The organism is Pseudomonas sp. MEJ108 (assembly GCF_030208985.1).
In the GTDB taxonomy this organism is placed as follows: Bacteria; Pseudomonadota; Gammaproteobacteria; order Pseudomonadales; family Pseudomonadaceae; genus Aquipseudomonas; species Aquipseudomonas fragariae.
The window spans coordinates 227,102-245,698 of the sequence record NZ_JARVSW010000020.1; the positions used below are offsets into that span (position 1 = coordinate 227,102).

Annotated in this window: 17 protein-coding genes; 13 read left to right on the plus strand and 4 right to left on the minus strand. The window is 59.7% G+C overall.

What is annotated here, in order from left to right; translation table 11 throughout:
- The first annotated feature begins 6 nt into the window (after positions 1-6).
- The 9 genes from QRN50_RS11690 (at position 7) to pdxJ (ending at position 9,145) form a co-directional block, all read left to right on the plus strand.
- The gene (locus QRN50_RS11690) at positions 7-966 is read left to right on the plus strand and encodes a MucB/RseB C-terminal domain-containing protein (protein ID WP_024642771.1); all 960 of its coding nucleotides are present in this window, start codon (positions 7-9) and stop codon (positions 964-966) included.
- A gap of 299 nt (positions 967-1,265) precedes the next feature.
- The gene (locus tag QRN50_RS11695) at positions 1,266-2,696 is read left to right on the plus strand and encodes a DegQ family serine endoprotease (protein ID WP_223272533.1); all 1,431 of its coding nucleotides are present in this window, start codon (positions 1,266-1,268) and stop codon (positions 2,694-2,696) included.
- 171 nt (positions 2,697-2,867) lie between these two features.
- Positions 2,868-4,664, plus strand: coding sequence for a translation elongation factor 4 (gene lepA / locus QRN50_RS11700; protein ID WP_003413009.1), 1,797 nt, complete (start codon positions 2,868-2,870; stop codon positions 4,662-4,664).
- Positions 4,665-4,673: 9 nt separating this feature from the next.
- The gene (lepB, locus tag QRN50_RS11705) at positions 4,674-5,528 is read left to right on the plus strand and encodes a signal peptidase I (protein ID WP_003363711.1); all 855 of its coding nucleotides are present in this window, start codon (positions 4,674-4,676) and stop codon (positions 5,526-5,528) included.
- A 114-nt stretch (positions 5,529-5,642) separates the two neighbouring features.
- Positions 5,643-6,020, plus strand: a complete 378-nt coding sequence (locus tag QRN50_RS11710) for a DUF4845 domain-containing protein (protein ID WP_003384196.1) — start codon at positions 5,643-5,645, stop codon at positions 6,018-6,020.
- On the plus strand, positions 6,017-6,706 hold the full coding sequence (rnc, locus tag QRN50_RS11715; protein ID WP_002554906.1) for a ribonuclease III: 690 nt from the start codon (positions 6,017-6,019) through the stop codon (positions 6,704-6,706). The genes QRN50_RS11710 and rnc overlap by 4 nt, the downstream gene beginning before the upstream one ends.
- The gene (gene era, locus QRN50_RS11720) at positions 6,699-7,601 is read left to right on the plus strand and encodes a GTPase Era (RefSeq protein WP_003363707.1); all 903 of its coding nucleotides are present in this window, start codon (positions 6,699-6,701) and stop codon (positions 7,599-7,601) included. The genes rnc and era overlap by 8 nt, the downstream gene beginning before the upstream one ends.
- Positions 7,602-7,661: 60 nt before the next feature.
- Positions 7,662-8,345 carry a DNA repair protein RecO gene (recO, locus tag QRN50_RS11725; protein ID WP_003405347.1) on the plus strand — a complete coding sequence of 228 codons (684 nt, stop codon included), beginning with the start codon at positions 7,662-7,664 and terminating at the stop codon, positions 8,343-8,345.
- Between the two features lie 59 nt (positions 8,346-8,404).
- Positions 8,405-9,145 (plus strand): pyridoxine 5'-phosphate synthase, encoded by a 741-nt coding sequence (gene pdxJ, locus QRN50_RS11730; RefSeq protein ID WP_003405348.1) that lies wholly within the window; start codon positions 8,405-8,407, stop codon positions 9,143-9,145.
- Positions 9,146-9,153: 8 nt separating this feature from the next.
- Here the strand turns inward: pdxJ and cmoB are convergent, their stop codons facing one another.
- The 4 genes from cmoB to lon form a co-directional block, all read right to left on the minus strand.
- Positions 9,154-10,113, minus strand: coding sequence for a tRNA 5-methoxyuridine(34)/uridine 5-oxyacetic acid(34) synthase CmoB (cmoB, locus tag QRN50_RS11735; protein ID WP_032654501.1), 960 nt, complete (start codon positions 10,111-10,113; stop codon positions 9,154-9,156).
- A complete protein-coding gene (gene cmoA / locus QRN50_RS11740) occupies positions 10,110-10,853 on the minus strand; it encodes a carboxy-S-adenosyl-L-methionine synthase CmoA (RefSeq protein WP_003405350.1) in 744 nt (247 codons plus the stop codon). Before cmoA ends, cmoB begins: the two co-directional genes overlap by 4 nt.
- Before the next feature lie 100 nt (positions 10,854-10,953).
- Positions 10,954-11,346, minus strand: coding sequence for a protease inhibitor I42 family protein (locus QRN50_RS11745; protein WP_003405351.1), 393 nt, complete (start codon positions 11,344-11,346; stop codon positions 10,954-10,956).
- A gap of 197 nt (positions 11,347-11,543) precedes the next feature.
- Positions 11,544-13,961 (minus strand): endopeptidase La, encoded by a 2,418-nt coding sequence (lon, locus tag QRN50_RS11750; protein ID WP_003405352.1) that lies wholly within the window; start codon positions 13,959-13,961, stop codon positions 11,544-11,546.
- Positions 13,962-14,139: 178 nt separating this feature from the next.
- Here lon and QRN50_RS11755 point away from each other — a divergent pair, with 178 nt between their 5' ends.
- The 4 genes from QRN50_RS11755 to QRN50_RS11770 are packed head-to-tail and all read left to right on the plus strand — an operon-like array spanning position 14,140 to position 18,472.
- Entirely contained in the window at positions 14,140-14,814 is a 675-nt protein-coding gene (locus QRN50_RS11755) for a methylamine utilization protein (protein WP_024639458.1), read from the plus strand.
- Positions 14,811-17,165: a putative bifunctional diguanylate cyclase/phosphodiesterase gene (locus QRN50_RS11760; protein WP_058399197.1), complete on the plus strand. Its 2,355-nt coding sequence runs from the start codon at positions 14,811-14,813 to the stop codon at positions 17,163-17,165. Before QRN50_RS11755 ends, QRN50_RS11760 begins: the two co-directional genes overlap by 4 nt.
- Positions 17,166-17,168: 3 nt before the next feature.
- Positions 17,169-18,044 (plus strand): DUF3034 family protein, encoded by an 876-nt coding sequence (locus tag QRN50_RS11765; RefSeq protein ID WP_003405355.1) that lies wholly within the window; start codon positions 17,169-17,171, stop codon positions 18,042-18,044.
- Positions 18,044-18,472 (plus strand): group I truncated hemoglobin, encoded by a 429-nt coding sequence (locus QRN50_RS11770; protein ID WP_032654508.1) that lies wholly within the window; start codon positions 18,044-18,046, stop codon positions 18,470-18,472. Before QRN50_RS11765 ends, QRN50_RS11770 begins: the two co-directional genes overlap by 1 nt.
- Positions 18,473-18,597: the final 125 nt, after the last annotated feature.

Here is an 18,597-nt window from a genome sequence, read left to right on the forward strand (position 1 = left end):
AGGATCATGCGAGCCGTCCCTCTACTGCCGTTACTGCTTGGTGGATGGCTTGCCCTCCCGGTACAGGCTGATGATGCGCAAGACGCAATCAATCGTCTTGCCAAGGTTGATCAGCAGCAGAGCTATCAAGGTACGTTTGTATACGAGCGCAATGGTAGTTTTTCTACCCATCGAATCTGGCACCGCATAGCGGACGGTCATATTCAGGAGCGCCTGCTACAGCTTGATGGTTCCGCTCAGGAAGTATTGCGTGTTGACGGGCTTACTCAGTGCGTCAGCGGCACGCTGGAAGCGGGGGTGGCCAATCCGGCCGATTCTTCTGCCCGCGCATTCGATGTCAAAAGACTATCCGCCTGGTACGACATGAAAATTGCCGGCAAATCCAGAGTGGCCGGTCGTCAGGCAACTATCGTTGCGCTGTCCCCCAAGGACCAGCATCGATACGGCCTCGAATTGCACCTGGATAACGAAACCGGTCTTGTGCTCAAGTCGCTTCTGTTGAGTGAGAAGGGGCAGTTGCTCGAGCGTTTCCAGTTTACTGATCTCGATACCGCCAGCGTGCTGTCCGAACAGATGCTCAAGACCAGTGCCGACTGCAAGCCTGTTTCTGTGGTGAAGACCAAGCCTGAGGCCTCCATAAGCCCTGTGGCCTGGCACTCAGACTGGCTGCCGCCGGGTTTTGACGTCAGCAGCAGCGGTGTGCGCAAAGACCCTGCTACGCAGTCGTCGGTGACGCATCTCATGTACAGCGACGGTCTGGCGCGTTTTTCGGTGTTCATCGAATCGGTGAAAGGCGGTGCTTCTTCGGATATTCGCACCCAGCTAGGCCCGACAGTGGCCGTTTCCCGCCGTCTGACAACGCCGCAGGGCGACATGATGGTGACGGTCGTCGGAGAAGTTCCGATGGGCACTGCAGAGCGCATAGCATTGTCGATGCGTAACGACGAACCTTCAGCCAATAAATAAACATTTGGAGTCACGGCTCCCGGGATGTAAAAATTTTCATCCTGGGTTACAGAAGCCGCCAGGCCGCACTTAACCTGGCTTGAGCAAAGGCGCTGAAATGTTTGGTGAGGTTTCCAGATTGCAAAAGCTCGGTTTTTTTTCTATAGGTCACAGCCTCGCAGCTCTGGCCTTTTGTCGTTTCCAGAGGTCATGTCGCTGATCCAGAGATGAGCATCGTTGCTTGAGGTCTTTGAGTCGGTTGCTTCGGACTGCTTAATTTTTTCCTCGTTACGAACGGGAGCCATATGTCGATACCACGCATGAAATCCTACTTTTCATTGATTGCCGCTGTGCTGATGCTCGGTCAGGTTGCTACGGCTCAGGCCGAAAACCTGCCGGACTTCACCGGGCTGGTCGAGCAGGCATCGCCCGCAGTGGTGAATATCAGTACGCGCCAGAAGTTGCCGGACCGTGCCGTCGCCAATCAGCAGATGCCTGATCTGGAAGGCCTGCCGCCGATGCTTCGTGAGTTTCTCGAGCGCAGCATGCCGCCAGGTTCGCGTCCGCCGGGCTCGGGTGCAGGCAAGGGTGATCGCCAGCGTGAAGCTCAGTCCCTCGGCTCGGGCTTCATCATCTCCCCTGACGGCTACGTGCTGACCAACAATCATGTAATCGATGGTGCTGACGAGATTCTCGTACGCCTGTCCGATCGCAGCGAGTTGAAGGCCAAGCTGGTCGGTACCGATCCGCGTACCGACGTTGCCGTTCTGAAGATTGAGGGCAAGGACCTGCCAACCGCCAAACTGGGCAATTCCAATACGCTCAAGGTCGGTGAATGGGTTCTGGCGATCGGCTCGCCGTTCGGTTTCGATCACTCCGTGACCAAGGGTATCGTCAGTGCCAAGGGGCGCAGCCTGCCTAACGACACCTACGTGCCGTTCATTCAGACCGACGTGGCCATCAACCCGGGTAACTCCGGTGGCCCGCTGTTCAACATGGCTGGCGAGGTCGTCGGGATCAACTCGCAGATCTTCACGCGTTCCGGTGGTTTCATGGGCCTGTCGTTCGCGATTCCGATCGACGTCGCCATGGATGTGGCCAACCAGCTCAAGGCCAACGGCAAAGTCAGCCGCGGCTGGCTGGGTGTGGTCATCCAGGAAGTGAACAAGGACCTTGCCGAGTCGTTTGGTCTGGACAAGCCTGCCGGCGCGCTGGTTGCGCAAGTGCTTGAAGACGGCCCGGCTGCCAAGGGCGGTGTGCAGGTGGGTGACGTGATTCTGAGCGCCAACGGCCAGCCCATCGTCATGTCGGCCGACCTGCCGCACCTGATCGGCAACCTCAAGGACGGCAGCAAGGCCGAACTTGAAGTGATTCGCGACGGCAAGCGTCAGAAGCTGACGGTCACCGTCGGCGCGCTGCCTGATGAAGGTCAGGAAATGGGCGATGTTGGCGGTACGGGTGCCGAGCGCAGCAGTAATCGTCTGGGCGTATCGGTGATCGAGCTGACCGCCGAGCAGAAGAAATCCCTGGACCTCAAAGGTGGCGTTGCCATCAAGGAAGTCACCGGCGGCCCGGCTTCGCTGATCGGTCTGCAGGCGGGTGATGTGATCACTCACCTGAACAATCAGGCGATCACGTCCAGCAAGCAGTTCACCGAGGTGGCGAAAAGCCTGCCCAAGGATCGCTCTGTCTCGATGCGTGTTCTGCGTCAGGGCCGTGCGACCTTCATCACCTTTAAGCTGTCCGAGTAACCGGTCGGTTTAAGCGGAAAGGGTGGCCATGGCCACCCTTTTTTGTGCCCGTTTGTTTACCGTGCGCCGATCCGGGTGCCTGTAAGCGTGACGCCTCTTGCTTAGTTCAGGTACAATTCCCGGCTATTTTTCGGCGGGCAATCTGCCTGCAACCTTTTTGAGTGTTGATCCGTGAGTGATTTGAGTCATATCCGCAATTTCTCCATCATCGCCCACATTGACCATGGCAAGTCGACGCTGGCCGACCGCTTCATTCAAATGTGCGGCGGCCTGACCGAGCGCGAAATGGAAGCGCAGGTGCTTGACTCCATGGATCTTGAGCGCGAGCGCGGGATCACCATCAAGGCCCATAGCGTTACCCTGTATTACAAGGCCAAAGACGGTATCACCTACCAGCTGAACTTCATTGACACCCCGGGGCACGTCGACTTCACCTACGAAGTCAGCCGTTCTCTGGCCGCGTGCGAAGGCGCGTTGCTGGTGGTCGATGCAGGGCAGGGCGTCGAGGCGCAATCGGTCGCCAACTGCTACACCGCCATCGAGCAGGGCCTTGAGGTCATGCCGGTACTGAACAAGATGGACTTGCCGCAGGCCGATCCGGACCGCGTCAAGGAAGAGATCGAGAAGATCATCGGCATCGACGCCACCGATGCCGTGGCGTGCAGCGCCAAGAGCGGCATGGGCGTGGACGAGGTCCTCGAGCGTCTGGTCGCGACCATTCCAGCGCCCACCGGCAATATCGAAGATCCGCTGCAGGCGTTGATCATCGACTCCTGGTTCGACAACTACCTGGGCGTCGTGTCTCTGGTGCGTGTGCGCCACGGCCGCGTCAAGAAGGGCGACAAGATTCTCGTCAAGTCGACCGGCAAGCTGCATCTGGTCGACAGCGTGGGCGTGTTCAACCCCAAGCACTCGGCGACCGTCGATCTGAAAGCCGGCGAAGTAGGCTTCATCATTGCCGGCATCAAGGACATTCACGGTGCGCCGGTCGGTGACACCCTGACCCTGAGCACCACCCCCGACGTCGACGTCCTGCCTGGCTTCAAACGCATTCAGCCACAAGTCTATGCAGGCCTGTTTCCGGTCAGCTCGGACGACTTCGAAGACTTCCGTGAAGCGCTGCAAAAGCTGACCCTGAACGACTCTTCACTGCAATACCTGCCCGAGAGTTCCGACGCGCTGGGCTTCGGCTTCCGCTGCGGCTTCCTCGGCATGCTGCACATGGAGATCATCCAGGAACGCCTGGAGCGTGAGTACAATCTCGACCTGATCACCACCGCGCCAACCGTAATCTTCGAGCTGTTGCTCAAGACCGGCGAAACGATTTACGTCGATAACCCTTCCAAACTGCCTGACCTGTCGGCCATCGAAGACATGCGCGAGCCCATCGTTCGCGCAAATATTCTTGTGCCGCAGGAGCACCTGGGCAACGTCATTACGTTGTGCATCGAAAAACGTGGCGTACAGCACGACATGCTGTTCCTCGGCACGCAGGTTCAGGTGAGCTACGATTTGCCGATGAACGAAGTCGTTCTGGACTTCTTCGATCGTCTCAAGTCTGTCAGCCGCGGTTATGCTTCGCTGGATTATCATTTTGATCGCTACCAGTCGGCCAACCTGGTCAAGCTCGACGTGCTGATCAACGCCGAGAAGGTCGACGCCCTGGCCCTGATCGTTCACCGCGACAATGCACACTACAAAGGGCGTGCGTTGACCGAGAAGATGAAAGAGCTGATCCCTCGACAGATGTTCGACGTGGCAATTCAGGCGGCTATCGGCGGCCAGATTGTGGCCCGGACAACCGTCAAGGCGCTTAGAAAGAACGTATTGGCCAAATGCTACGGCGGTGACGTCAGCCGCAAGCGTAAATTGCTGGAGAAGCAAAAGGCCGGTAAGAAACGCATGAAGCAGGTCGGCAACGTGGAAATTCCACAGGAAGCCTTCCTTGCAGTGCTCAGGTTGGAATAGTCAGGTCCTATGTCACTAAATTTCCCGCTGTTGTTGGTCATCGCTGTCTTCGTCTGTGGCGTGCTTGCACTGATTGATCTGGTCATCCTGGCGCCTCGTCGCCGGGCTGCCATTTCCAACTATCAGGGCAGCGTGGGCGAACCTGACATTGCTGTCGTGGAGCGCTTGAACAAGGAGCCTTTGCTGGTCGAGTACGGCAAATCGTTCTTCCCGGTGTTGTTTATCGTGCTGGTGCTTCGTTCGTTTCTGGTCGAGCCGTTCCAGATTCCTTCGGGCTCGATGAAGCCGACACTGGATGTGGGTGATTTCATTCTGGTCAACAAGTTCGCGTACGGCATTCGCCTGCCGGTACTGGACCAGAAGGTGATTCAGATCGGTGATCCGCAGCGTGGCGACGTGATGGTGTTCCGCTACCCGAGCGACCCGAGCGTCAATTACATCAAGCGTGTCGTCGGTCTGCCGGGTGATCGTATCCGCTACACCAGCGACAAGCGGCTGTTCATCAATGGCGAGCTGGTCGCCAAGAAGCTGATCGGCACCGAGCCCGGCACATTGGGCAGCGCGGAACTGTACGAAGAGCAGCTGGGCGAAGTCGAACATCAGATCCGTCAGGAAATGAGCCGCTACCGCGCGCCGCCTGACAGTGAATGGACAGTGCCTGCCGCGCACTACTTCATGATGGGCGACAACCGTGACAACTCCAACGACAGCCGTTACTGGGATGATCCCAACATTCCCAAGGACGAGCTGGGCATGGTCCCGGACAAGAACATCGTAGGCAAGGCGTTCGCGGTGTGGATGAGCTGGCCCGAGCCGAAACTGAGCCACTTCCCCAATTTTGCGCGCGTAGGGCTGATCAAGTAATCGATGCGGCGCTGCCTGAGCAGCGCCGCATGTCATTTGGGCTGACTGGAAACGCCTCTGAAGCATGAGTCGACCCGGTCAGGAGGCGTTGCACTCTTGAGGTCGAAGTCGAACATGACGTTCTCTACTTCTCAAAAAGGCTTTTCTTTCGTGGGCTGGCTGTTGGTGCTGGCGCTGGTCGCGTTTGCGACGAGCACGGCCTTCAAGCTGGTCCCGCACTACCTCGACTACATGACGATGAAGAAAATCATCGAAGCGGTCGACACCAACAAGACCCTGGACATCACCACGGTCGACGATTTTTACGGTTATGTCGGTAAGAACATGCAGGTCAACAGCATTCGGGATATAGATTTGAACAAGGCGTTGAAAGTGACGGTGGAGAACAATGCGTTCCAGGCTCATTTGAACTATGAGCAGCGTGAACCGTGGTTCCAGAACATCGATCTGGTGTTGAAGTTCGACAAGCAATTCAGCGTGGGTAAACCGTGAGCGTATCCTTGAGCCGCCTTGAGCGTCAGCTCGGCTACACCTTCAAGGATCAGGAGCTGATGGTCCTGGCCCTGACCCATCGCAGTTTTGCCGGTCGCAACAATGAGCGTCTGGAGTTTCTCGGTGATGCCATTCTCAACTTCGTGGCCGGCGAGGCGCTGTTCGAGCGCTTCCCCCAGGCTCGCGAAGGCCAGTTGTCCCGCTTGCGCGCGCGGCTGGTGAAGGGCGAAACCCTGGCGTTGCTGGCGCGTGGTTTTGATCTGGGCGAGTACTTGCGCCTTGGCTCGGGCGAGTTGAAAAGCGGTGGTTTCCGTCGTGAGTCGATTCTCGCCGACGCGCTCGAGGCGCTGATCGGGGCGATCTATCTGGATGCAGGCATGGAAGCAGCGCGCGAGCGCGTCCTGGCCTGGCTGACCACCGAATTTGACAGCCTGACGCTGGTGGACACCAACAAGGACCCCAAGACCCGACTGCAGGAATTTCTCCAGTCGCGGGCCTGTGAACTGCCGCGTTACGAGGTGGTGGATATCCAGGGCGAACCGCATTGCCGGACGTTTTTCGTCGAATGCGAGATCAACCTATTGAATGAAAAAAGCCGAGGACAGGGTGTCAGCCGCCGGATTGCCGAACAGGTAGCCGCCGCAGCAGCACTCATCGCCCTGGGCGTGGAGAACGGTCATGAATGATACAACCGCAACACGCTGTGGCTATGTTGCCATTGTCGGCCGTCCCAACGTAGGCAAGTCCACGCTGCTCAACCACATTCTCGGTCAGAAGCTCGCGATCACCTCGCGCAAGCCGCAGACCACGCGCCACAACATGCTGGGCATCAAGACCGAGGGCGCCGTTCAGGCGATCTATGTCGATACCCCCGGTATGCACAAGAATGGCGAGAAAGCGCTCAACCGTTACATGAACAAGACCGCTTCGGCGGCGCTGAAGGACGTCGACGTGGTCATCTTCGTCGTCGATCGCACCCGCTGGACGGACGAAGACCAGATGGTTCTTGAGCGCGTTCAGTATGTGCAGGGTCCGGTCATCCTGGCGATCAACAAGACCGATCGCATCGAGGACAAGAGCGACCTGATGCCGCACCTGGAGTGGCTGCAGGGCCAGCTGCCGAATGCGTCCATCGTGCCGATCTCCGCGCAGCATGGCCACAACCTCGAAGCGCTGGAAAGCCTGATTGCCTCGCATCTGCCCGAGAATGACCACTTCTTCCCGGAAGACCAGATCACCGATCGCAGCAGCCGCTTTCTGGCCGCCGAACTGGTTCGCGAGAAGATCATGCGCCAGTTGGGTGCCGAGCTTCCGTACCAGATCACCGTCGAGATCGAAGAATTCAAGCAGCAGGGCCGCACCCTGCATATCCACGCGCTGATTCTCGTCGAGCGCGACGGACAGAAGAAGATCATCATTGGCGACAAGGGCGATCGCATCAAGCGCATCGGCAGTGATGCGCGTCGTGACATGGAACTGCTGTTCGACTCCAAGGTGATGCTCAACCTCTGGGTCAAGGTCAAAGGTGGCTGGTCCGATGACGAGCGCGCCCTGCGTTCCCTTGGCTACGGCGACCTCTAAGCTGTCCTTTCGCCCGACCTTTCGGTGGTCGGGCGAACACTTCCCTTTCGAGCCAGCCTGATGAGCACGCCCACCGGCCAACCTGCTTATGTGCTCCACAGTCGTGCGTATCGCGAAAACAGCGCGCTGGTCGACTTCCTCACGCCTCAGGGCCGTCTGCGTGCCGTGCTGCGCAGTGCCAAGGGCAAGGCGGGTTCGCTGGCACGCCCGTTCGTGCCCCTCGAGGTCGAGTTTCGAGGGCGGGGCGAGCTGAAGAATGTCGGCCGCATGGAAAGCGCAGGCGTCGCCACCTGGATGACCGGCGAGGCGCTGTTCAGCGGCATGTACCTCAACGAACTGCTGATTCGCCTGTTGCCTGCCGAAGACCCTCATCCTGCGGTGTTCGAACATTACGCTGCCACGCTGCTGGCCCTTGCTCTGGGGCGTCCGCTGGAGCCGTTGCTGCGTTCGTTCGAATGGCGCTTGCTGGATGACCTGGGCTATGGCTTCGCGATGGACGCCGACATCAACGGCGAACCGCTGGCCATTGATGGCATGTATCGCCTGCAGGTCGATGCCGGGCTCGAGCGTGTGTACCTGCTTCAGCCCGGTCTTTTTCAGGGCGCGGAATTACTGGCCATGTCCGAAGCTGACTGGAGCGTCCCCGGCGCGTTGTCCGCTGCCAAGCGCCTGATGCGTCAGGCGCTGGCGGTACACTTGGGCGGTCGCCCGTTAGTCAGTCGTGAACTGTTTCGCAAGCCTTGATCAGGCTTTATTCTCTACAGCCTGCTTCGACCAGCTCGCCCATTTTTCTGGAGACCACCGTGACCCACAGCACTCGTATCCTTCTCGGCGTGAACATCGACCACGTAGCCACCTTGCGTCAGGCCCGTGGCACGCGCTACCCGGACCCGGTAAAGGCTGCCCTGGATGCCGAAGAGGCAGGCGCCGACGGCATCACCGTCCACCTGCGTGAGGACCGCCGACACATTCAGGAGCGCGATGTCCTGCTGCTCAAGGATGTCTTGCAGACCCGCATGAATTTCGAGATGGGCGTCACCGAAGACATGCTCGCCTTTGCCGAACGCATTCGTCCGGCGCATATCTGCCTGGTGCCTGAGACACGGCAGGAGCTGACCACCGAAGGCGGTCTGGATGTGGCAGGGCAGGAAGCGCGGATCAAGGCAGCGGTCGAGCGACTGGCGAAGATTGGTTGCGAGGTTTCACTGTTCATCGACGCCGACGAGCGTCAGATCGCCGCTTCAAAGCGCGTCGGCGCCCCCGCCATCGAACTGCATACCGGTCGCTATGCCGATGCTCAGACCCCGACCGAAGTCGCCGAAGAACTGCAGCGGGTCGCCGATGGCGTAGCGTTTGGTCTCGCCCAGGGGCTGATCGTCAATGCCGGTCACGGCCTGCATTATCACAACGTCGAAGCCGTCGCCGCGATCAAGGGCATCAACGAACTGAACATCGGCCACGCGCTGGTGGCTCATGCTCTGTTCGTCGGCTTCAAGGCGGCAGTGGCCGAGATGAAGGCGTTGATCGTGGCGGCAGCCAGATAACTCGTCCCTCAGGGCTTGCGCCCCACGATCACCGCACGCATGGGGGCAGGCAGGCCCTCGACTGTCTTGCTGTGATCGGTGGGGTCCAGATAGTCGCTCAGGGACTGAAAGCGCATCCACTCGGTGCTGCGTTGTTCGTCGACCGTCGTGTGGCTGACGTCGACGCAACGCACATCGGTGAAGCCGGCACGGCGCATCCACAATTCCAGAGCAGGCACTGAAGGCAGGAACCAGACGTTGCGCATCTGCGCATAACGATCTTCCGGGACCAGCACCTGATGGACATCACCCGGCACTACCAGGGTTTCCATCACCAGCTCGCCGCCTTTTACCAGACAGTCTTTCAAGGCCAGCAGGTGGTCGATGGGGGATTTGCGGTGATACAGCACGCCCATCGAGAAGACTGTGTCGAAGCCTTCCAGATTGGCGGGCAAGTCTTCCAGCGCGAACGGCAGGTGCCAGGCGGGCAGGTCAGGCAGATAGCGCTGCATGGCCTGGAACTGACAGAAGAACAGCCAGTTGGGGTCGACCCCGATCACGCTGTCGGCCCCGGCGCCAAGCATGCGCCACTGGTAATAACCGTTACCGCAGCCGACATCCAGAACGCGTTTGCCCTTCAGGTCCAGGTGTGGCGAAACCCGCGACCACTTCCAGTCCGAGCGCCATTCGGTGTCGATATGCACGCCGAACACATTGAACGGCCCCTTGCGCCACGGTGACAGGCCCAGCAATGCCTTGCGCAGCACGGTGCGGGTCTCGCCGTTGCACTCGGCTTCCAGGGTAAAACTGTCGATTAGGTCGATTCGCTCGGGCTGCAGGTCGGGCAAGGCATCCAGCGCACTTTGCCAGCGCTGCAGGTCACCGTGACCCTTGGCCATCTTGGTGTTGAGCTGGGCCTGCAGGCCATTGGCCCAATCGGCCAGAGGGGTTCCCGCCAGACGACGGACGAGGGGAGCGAGATCAATCATGGCAGGGCAATCAACGAGGTGAAGTTGAGGCATTGAAACCACGGCACCACCTTGGAAAAACCTGCGGCGAGCAGGCGTTGGCGATGTTCTTCTAGGCTGTCGGGTTTCATGACGTTTTCGATGGCGCTGCGCTTCTGGGCAATTTCCAGGTCGCTGTAGCCGTTGGCGCGTTTGAAGGCGATGTGCAGGTCGGTCAGCAGCGCCTGTTCCTGCGGGTCATCGAAGCGCAGCTTTTCCGAGAGAATCAGCGCGCCGCCGGGCACCAGTGCATCACGAATGCGCCCGAGCAATGCCAGGCGCTGGTCGGGAGCGATGAATTGCAGGGTGAAGTTCAGCGCCACCACCGAGGCCGGTTTGAACGCCAGCGCGAGGATGTCGCCTTCGAGCACCTGCACCGGCAACAACTCCTGAAACATGGAGTCCTGCGCGTTGAGGTATTCACGGCAACGCTCGACCATGGCACTGGAGTTGTCTATCGCGATGACCTCACAACCCTCACCGCGCACATGGCGGCGCAGGGCCTGGGTGACGGCGCCCAGAGAACTGCCCAGGTCATAGAGCACAGTGTTTGGCTGGGCAAATTGCGCGGCCAGGACACCGAGGTTTTCGACAATCGTCGGATAACCGGGCACCGAGCGTTTGATCATGTCCGGGAATACCCGCACCACGTCTTCGTTGAAGGCGAAGTCAGGTACCTGGGTCAGCGGCTGGGCGAAAATACGATCGGTTTCTTTGCTCACGGCGATTCCGGCGAAGGCTTTGAAAGGCGGGCATTCTAGCCAAGTTGCCGCCGGGATGCATGGTGCAGTACGTGCTGTCGGACAAGCCGCGCGCAACGCCTCACTTCACGCTGATGGCGCACTCGAAGGTCTGCTCCGGGGCGACTTCGGGTGCCCAGGGCTGCTGATAGACCATCATCAGCCGGCCGGTCCCGGCATCGGTGGCCTTGAAGCGCCAGACCGACTGCCCACCGTTGCCGACCATTTCCTTGCTCTCGGCGTTGGCATACACCTCAGGGCCCAGGCTGCGCAGGATGTTCTGGGCCGGGTTCTGGGTCAGCCAGCGAAAGCCGGTGGTCGGGTTGCTGGGCAGGGTCAGGATCAATGTCTGCCCGGACGTGAGTGTCAGCGGGCAGTCGCTTTGCGTGTCGATGGAAACAATGTTTTTCGGCGTCTGAGCGCACGCCGTCAGCAGCGCAAGGCTCAGCGGGGCAATGAAACGGGCAGGGGTCATGGCAAGTTCCGGTATCGCGATACGAGGCGCAAGGATAACTGATCGGAGTTTTGTGGGGGAGTACGACAGGTGTCGCGCTGTGGATCGGACGCAGAGCGTCCAGAACTGCATTCTCACGCTGGAGCGTGCGGAACGAGAGGCGCCCGATAGAACACCTCTTGTGCCAGTTCAGCGTGGAACCTGCGCAGTATCAATCTTTAGAACAACACCTTCACCACATCGGCGAAGCGTTTGGCGAAGTGCACGGTAATGCCTTCCTTGAGATAGTCCGGCAGTTCTTCGAAGTTGCCACGGTTAGGCTCCGGCAGGATCAGTTCGTGGATCTTCTGGCGTCGCGCGGCAATGACTTTTTCGCGGACGCCGCCGATGGGCAGTACATGCCCGGTCAGGGTCAGTTCGCCGGTCATGGCGACGCCTTTTTTCGGTGGCTGGTTGCGGGCCAGGGACAGCAAGGCGCTGGCCATGGTCACGCCCGCACTCGGGCCGTCTTTCGGGGTGGCACCTTCGGGGACGTGTACGTGCACGAACGCTTCATCGAAGAACTTCGCATCACCACCAAACTTCGACAGATTGGCGCTGACGTAGCTGTAGGCAATTTCGGCCGACTCCTTCATCACATCGCCCAATTGCCCGGTCAGCTTGAAGCCGCGGTTGAGCGTATGAATGCGCGTCGCCTCGATCGGCAGGGTAGCGCCGCCCATACTGGTCCAGGCCAGACCGGTGATCACGCCGGTGCCGGACAGCACCTGTTCGCTGCGGAACACCGGCATGCCCAGCGACGCTTCGAGGTCTTTCGGCCCGATCTTGATCACTGAATCGGGCTCGTCCAGCAGTTTCACGACAGCTTTGCGCACCAGCTTGCCAAGCTGTTTCTCCAGATGCCGCACACCGGCTTCGCGAGCGTAACCCTCGATGACGGCGCGCAGTGCGCTGTCGCTGATGCTCAGCTTGTTTTTCGCAACGCCGGCTTTCGCCAACTGCTTGGGCCACAAGTGGCGTTTGGCGATTGCCAGCTTCTCTTCGGTGATATAGCCGGACAGGCGAATCACTTCCATCCGGTCAAGCAGCGGGCCGGGGATCGAGTCCAGCGTGTTGGCCGTGCACACGAACAGGACCTTGGAGAGGTCCAGGCGCAGGTCCAGGTAGTGATCGAGAAACTCGACGTTCTGTTCCGGGTCCAGGGTTTCCAGCAGGGCAGACGCCGGGTCGCCCTGATAGCTCTGGCCCATCTTGTCGATTTCATCGAGCATGATGACCGGGTTCATGACTTCAACGTCTTTCAACGCCTGCACCAGCTTGCCCGGTTGCGCACCGATATAGGTACGGCGGTGGCCCTTGATTTCCGCCTCGTCGCGCATGCCGCCCACGCTCAGGCGATAGAACGGTCGCCCCAGCGACTCGGCAATCGAGCGCCCGACACTGGTCTTGCCCACCCCCGGCGGGCCGACCAGCAGCACGATCGAGCCGCTGATTTCGCCCTTGTAGGCACCCACCGCAAGGAATTCGAGAATCCGCGCCTTGATATCGTCAAGCCCGGCATGGTGCTGATCGAGCACCTTGCGTGCGTGCTTGAGATCCAGCTTGTCGGCGCCGTAGACGCCCCATGGCAACGAGCTGGTCCAGTCCAGGTAATTGCGTGTCACGGCGTATTCGGGCGAGCCGGTTTCCAGCACCTTGAGCTTGCCGATTTCTTCGTCGAACTTCTTGCGCGCCTGTGGCGGCAGGGTCTTGCCTTCCAGGCGCTGCTCGAACTGTTCGATGTCGGCGCTGCGATCGTCCTTGCTCAGGCCCAGCTCCTGCTGAATGACCTTGAGCTGTTCCTTGAGGAAGAACTGCCGCTGATGCTCGCCGATCTTGCGGTTCACCTCGGCAGAGATTTCCTTCTGCAGGCGTGCAACCTCGACTTCCTTGCGCAGCATCGGCAGGACTTTCTCCATGCGCCTGAGCATCGGCACACAGTCGAGTACTTCCTGTAATTCGACACCGGTGGCCGAGGTCAGGGCAGCGGCAAAGTCGGTGAGCGGCGAGGGGTCATTGGGGCTGAAACGGTTGAGATAATTCTTCAGCTCTTCGCTGTACAGCGGGTTGAGCGGCAGCAGTTCCTTGATCGCGTTGATCAGGGCCATGCCGTAGGCCTTCACTTCATCGGTCGGCTCATTGGGCTGCTGCGGGTATTCGACTTCTACCAGATACGGCGGGCGATGATGCTTGAGCCAGGTACGGATGCGCACCCGGCTGAGGCCCTGCGCGACGAACTGTAAACGACCATTTTCACGACTGGCGTGGTGAACCTTGACCAGAGTGCCGTACTCGGGGAGTGCGTCAGTCTTGAAGTGGCGTGGATCTTCCTGCGGAGTGTCCATGAAGAACAGCGCCAGCGAATGGTGTTCGGACTTGCTGACCAGCTCCAGCGTTTCGGCCCACGGCTCTTCATTGACGATGACAGGCAGGACCTGCGCCGGAAAGAACGGACGGTTGTGGATCGGAATGATGTAAACCTTGTCGGGCAGGTTCTGGCCGGGCAAGGCCAGCGAGGTGCTGTCGGAACTCAGAGACACGTCGTGCTCGTCTGCGTCATTGGGCAAGTCTGGCGAGTCTGTCTGCTGGTCGCTCATGGGGCACCTGAGAAGTTGAACATGGCTCTTAGATGGGGCAGCGGCTCTCAGGTTTCAATAGTCTTGGTCGATAGTCTGTAAAGCGGTTGGAAAACCGTTATTTATTAGCGGGCCTGTCAGGGCTGACAAGAACGGGCTTACTTCATTTACAGCGCCGCCGGTATGGGTTGAATCAGGCATGACCAACGTATTTATTTCTGCATTAGTGGCAGGACTGTGGATAGCATCGGCTGCAAACGCATCGGCTTCCAGCTTTACTGCCCAGGTAATGGACAAGGAAGGCAAGCCCCTTGCAGATGCGGTGGTAACGCTCAAAGGGCCGTCCGATCCTTCACCTATCGTGTTGAAGGCGTCAATGGACCAGCGTGATCAGGAGTTTGCACCACATGTACTGGCCGTCCACGCCGGCACCCAGGTCAAGTTTCCCAACAGCGACAACATCCGCCACCAGGTCTACTCCTTTTCTCCGGCCAAGCGCTTCGAGTTGCGGCTTTACGAGGGCGTGCCCTCGGATCCGCTGTTGTTCGACAAGCCCGGCGTGGTGGTGCTGGGCTGCAACATCCACGACTGGATGGTCGGTTACATCTACGTCACCGACGATTCATGGTTCGGCGTGACCGACAGAAACGGCCTGCTCAAGCTGGATCAGGTGCCGGCCGGGCATTATGCCGCCACCCTCTGGCATCCGCGCATCGCGGACATGCAGCCTGTATCGGGCGGCGAGTTCGAGGTGCCGGCGGCAGGCCTCACCCAGCGTTTCAACCTGGCGGTCGAAGTGGAGGCCGAGGACAAACCCGGCAAGCCCGCACCGGGCCGCTTCGGTGACGCCTTCCACGAGGCCACGCATGAATGAAATTTAAAGCCAGCTTTCAGGCGCGCATCGCCGGGGTTCTGATTGTCCTGTTGCTGATTGTCGTGAGTGCGGTTTATCTCGCCGTCAAGGTTGCAACGGGCGATGCGGTGCGTACTCAGGCCCAGGCACAACTGGAAGTGGGTAGCCGCGTGTTCGAACGGCTGATCGATCTGCGCGGCAAACGTTTGCGTGACACGGTGCAGTTGGTGGCCGCCGATTTTGGCTTTCGCGACGCTGTGGCCAGTGCCGATTCCTCGACCATTCGCTCGGTGTTGCTCAACCATGGCAAACGCATCAACGCCAGCGACATGTTCCTGCTGGGCATGGATGGCGTGGTGATTGCCAGCACCGTGCCGAAAGTCCCCGAGGGTTCCAGATTTGTCTATGACCAGGCCCTGCGCAACGCCAAACGTGCCGGTCAGTCAGTGCTCATTGTGCCCGGCGGCGGAGACCCTCATTTGCTGGTGGAGGCCACCGTTCTCGCGCCATTGCCGATCGGCCGCGTGGTCATGGGCTTTACCATCGACAGCGATATTGCCGAAGAACTGCGTTCGCTCAGCGGTCTGGAAGTGTCTTTTCTCACCGTAGAAGACGGTAAGACCGGTGATCTGATCAGTACCCAGCCAGCGGCCCTGCACGCGGGTTTGATCGAGCTGATGCGCAGCTCCTCGGAAGGCCAGATGTTGCTGACCGAGCAATCGAACCTTAACTTTCTCAGTCAGACCCTGATGCTCGCCAACACCAGCAATGGCGGCGACGGGCAGGTCATCGCGCTGTTGCAGAGCCCTCTGGACAAGGCCTATCAGGCATTCGCGCCACTGAATCAAAAGATCTTCTGGATTTCCATGGCCGCCCTGGTGGCCTCGCTGATCGGCACACTGGCGCTGGCGCGAAGCGTCTCGCTGCCGGTACGGGCCCTGGCCACGGCGGCCAAACGTATTGGTGATGGCGACTATAAAACGCCGGTCGCGCTGGTGCGTAGCGATGAACTCGGCATGCTCGCCGACGCGATCAACACCATGCAGCAGGGCATTGCCGTGCGCGAGGGGCAATTGGCCCACAACGCCCTGCACGACAATCTGACCGGGCTGCCCAACCGGGCGCTGGTGATGGAGCGTCTGGGCAGTTCGATTGCGGCACATCGCGGGGTTGCCCTGTTGTCTCTGAGCATCGAGAACCTCGCCACGATCAGCGAAAGCGTGAGCGCCGAAGGTGTTGACCAGTTGTTACGGCAGGCGGGTCAGCGCCTGCAAGGTAATCTGCGCGCCGGCGATACCGTGGCGCTTCTGGGGGCCAACGAGTTTCTGCTGCTACTGGACAACACGTCCAGCGCTGGCGCGGTGGGCATGGCAGACGCTGTGCAGCGTCTGCTCAGTGAGCCGCAGCGTATCGACAATCATGAGCTAGAGCTTGAGTGCTGCATTGGTATCACGGTCTACCCGGAACACGGTGATTCCGCCCAGGAATTGCTCAGCCGTGCGGCCATTGCCCGCAAGGATGCCACGTTCCTTCCCGGTCGCCTGCAGATCTATCAGGATGGACGTGACCTGGCCCACCAGCGGCAGATCACGCTCATTCGTGACCTGCGCAAGGCCGCGCAGAATGGCGAACTATCGCTGCATTACCAGCCCAAGCTGGATATTCGTCAGGGCTATGTGCGTCAGGCCGAAGCGTTGTTGCGCTGGGCTCATCCGCAGTTCGGCAGTGTCTCGCCCGCCGAATTCATCGTCCTCGCCGAGCGCACCGGAAGCATTTACCTGCTGACCAACTGGGTGATCGAAGAGGCAATGCGCCAGTTGGCCGTATGGCGCCAGCGCGGTCTGGTCCTGCAGGTGTCGGTGAACATTTCCGCTGATGACCTGCTGGGTGATGACCTGGTCGGCTATGTCATGAAACTGCTCAAGCAATACGCCGTGCCTGCCGAACAACTGGTATTCGAGATCACCGAAAGCGCCGTCATGAGCGAACCGGAAAAGGCACTGATCGTCCTGCATCGCCTGCGCGATTGCGGCATCAGCCTGTCGATCGACGATTTCGGTACCGGTTACTCGTCACTGGCGCACTTGAAGCGTCTGCCCGTGCAAGAGCTGAAAATCGATCAGTCTTTCGTGCGCAACCTGGATGAAACCAGTGAAGACGCAGTGATCGTGCGGTCGACCATTGAAATGAGCCACAACCTCGGACTGAAGGTGGTGGCAGAGGGTGTCGAGTACCAACACAGCCTGGACCTGCTCCGGCGTTGGCACTGCGATACGGCCCAGGGTTACCTGATCAGTCGACCGCTGACCGCGTCGGCATTCGAGGCATGGATTGCCACGTACCAGGCGTCACCCGGTCTTATGGTGAATTAATTCATGTTGCACAAAACATCGCTGCTGTTAGGGTCTTTGCTGGTGGGTATGGCGGGCGTTGCTCCGACGCCCGCTTTGGGCGACAACGGCCGGTTGATCGCCACGGGCGGCGCGACCAGCATTGAAGGGAGCGCCGGCGGCGGCATAACCCCGTGGGCGGTGATCACCGGCTACAGCGAGCAAGGCGAGTGGGGTGCTACCGCCTTCGCCACGCACGTGAATCTGCCGGACTACAACCTTGATGTGGCAGGCCTGGCGGTCGCCTATGGCAATCGCGTGGAGTTTTCCTATGCGCATCAGCGTTTCGATATCAGCAACCTGCAGCACAGGCTCAGCCTGCCGGACGATAACCTCAGTCAGGACGTGTTCGGCGTCAAGGTACGGCTGTTCGGCGACCTGATCTACGAAAGCCTGCCGCAGGTTTCTCTGGGTGTGCAGTACAAGCATCAGAACGATTTCCTGATTCCCAGCCTGGTCGGCGCCCGGCGTGACTCGGATGTCGAAGGCTACCTGACGGCCAGCCGGTTGCTCATGGGCGCGGCATTCGGCTACAACGTCGTGGTCAACGGCGGCGTGCGTTACAGCCGCGCCAACGAAACCGGACTGTTGGGGTTTGGCGGCGATCGCCGCGACAGCCGCAGCCTGCTCAAGGAGGGTTCGGTGGCGGTGCTGTTCAATCCGCGCTGGGCGCTGGGCGTCGAATATCGCGAGAAGCCGGACAACCTGTCGTTTGCAGGCGAGAGTGACTGGGCCGATGTGTTTCTCGGCTATTTTCCCAACAAGCACCTGTCCGTGGTCCTGGCTTACGCCCGTTTGGGAGAAATCGCCACGCTGGACAACCAGAACGGTACCTATTTGTCTGTGCAGGGGAGTTTTTGATGAGGCGCTTGCTGATAGCCATGATGCTGACGCTGCTGGCCGGTTGCGCGCAGCAGCAACAACCACCCAAGGATGACAGCCTCTACCAGGACCTGGGTCAGCGTGCCGGTATCCAGCGCATCGTCGAAGGCATGCTGATAAACGTGGCCAGGGATCAGCGGATCGTCGAGCACTTCAGGAAAGTCGACATCGTGCGGCTGCGCGACAAACTGGTCGAGCAACTCTGCGTCGAGTCCGGCGGCCCGTGTCGCTATACCGGCGACAGCATGGCCGAGGCGCACAAGGGGCAGAACCTGACGCCCAGCGATTTCAACGCGCTGGTCGAAGATCTGATCGCCTCGATGGACACCGAAAAGATCCCGGTCCCCGCACAAAACCGCCTCATCGCCCGTCTGGCACCGATGCGCGGCGAAGTGATCGGCAAGTAAGTCGTAGCCTGGACCTTAAAAAATAGAACGCTCGTGTAGGAGCGAACTTGTTCGCGAAGAGGGCGCTTGAGCAGCAGAAATGTTGTGAATGTACAGGCCCTTTCGCGGACAAGTCCGCTCCTACA

Excerpts from the sequence above, each read along its gene's own strand:
- QRN50_RS11690 (WP_024642771.1), top strand. The coding sequence starts at position 7 with ATGCGAGCCGTCCCTCTACTGCCGTTACTGCTTGGTGGATGGCTTGCC.
- QRN50_RS11695 (WP_223272533.1), top strand. The coding sequence starts at position 1,266 with ATGAAATCCTACTTTTCATTGATTGCCGCTGTGCTGATGCTCGGTCAG.
- lepB (WP_003363711.1), top strand. The coding sequence starts at position 4,674 with ATGTCACTAAATTTCCCGCTGTTGTTGGTCATCGCTGTCTTCGTCTGT.
- QRN50_RS11710 (WP_003384196.1), top strand. The coding sequence starts at position 5,643 with ATGACGTTCTCTACTTCTCAAAAAGGCTTTTCTTTCGTGGGCTGGCTG.
- era (WP_003363707.1), top strand. The coding sequence starts at position 6,699 with ATGAATGATACAACCGCAACACGCTGTGGCTATGTTGCCATTGTCGGC.
- recO (WP_003405347.1), top strand. The coding sequence starts at position 7,662 with ATGAGCACGCCCACCGGCCAACCTGCTTATGTGCTCCACAGTCGTGCG.
- cmoB (WP_032654501.1), bottom strand. The coding sequence starts at position 10,113 with ATGATTGATCTCGCTCCCCTCGTCCGTCGTCTGGCGGGAACCCCTCTG.
- QRN50_RS11745 (WP_003405351.1), bottom strand. The coding sequence starts at position 11,346 with ATGACCCCTGCCCGTTTCATTGCCCCGCTGAGCCTTGCGCTGCTGACG.
- lon (WP_003405352.1), bottom strand. The coding sequence starts at position 13,961 with ATGAGCGACCAGCAGACAGACTCGCCAGACTTGCCCAATGACGCAGAC.
- QRN50_RS11755 (WP_024639458.1), top strand. The coding sequence starts at position 14,140 with ATGACCAACGTATTTATTTCTGCATTAGTGGCAGGACTGTGGATAGCA.
- QRN50_RS11760 (WP_058399197.1), top strand. The coding sequence starts at position 14,811 with ATGAAATTTAAAGCCAGCTTTCAGGCGCGCATCGCCGGGGTTCTGATT.
- QRN50_RS11765 (WP_003405355.1), top strand. The coding sequence starts at position 17,169 with ATGTTGCACAAAACATCGCTGCTGTTAGGGTCTTTGCTGGTGGGTATG.
- QRN50_RS11770 (WP_032654508.1), top strand. The coding sequence starts at position 18,044 with ATGAGGCGCTTGCTGATAGCCATGATGCTGACGCTGCTGGCCGGTTGC.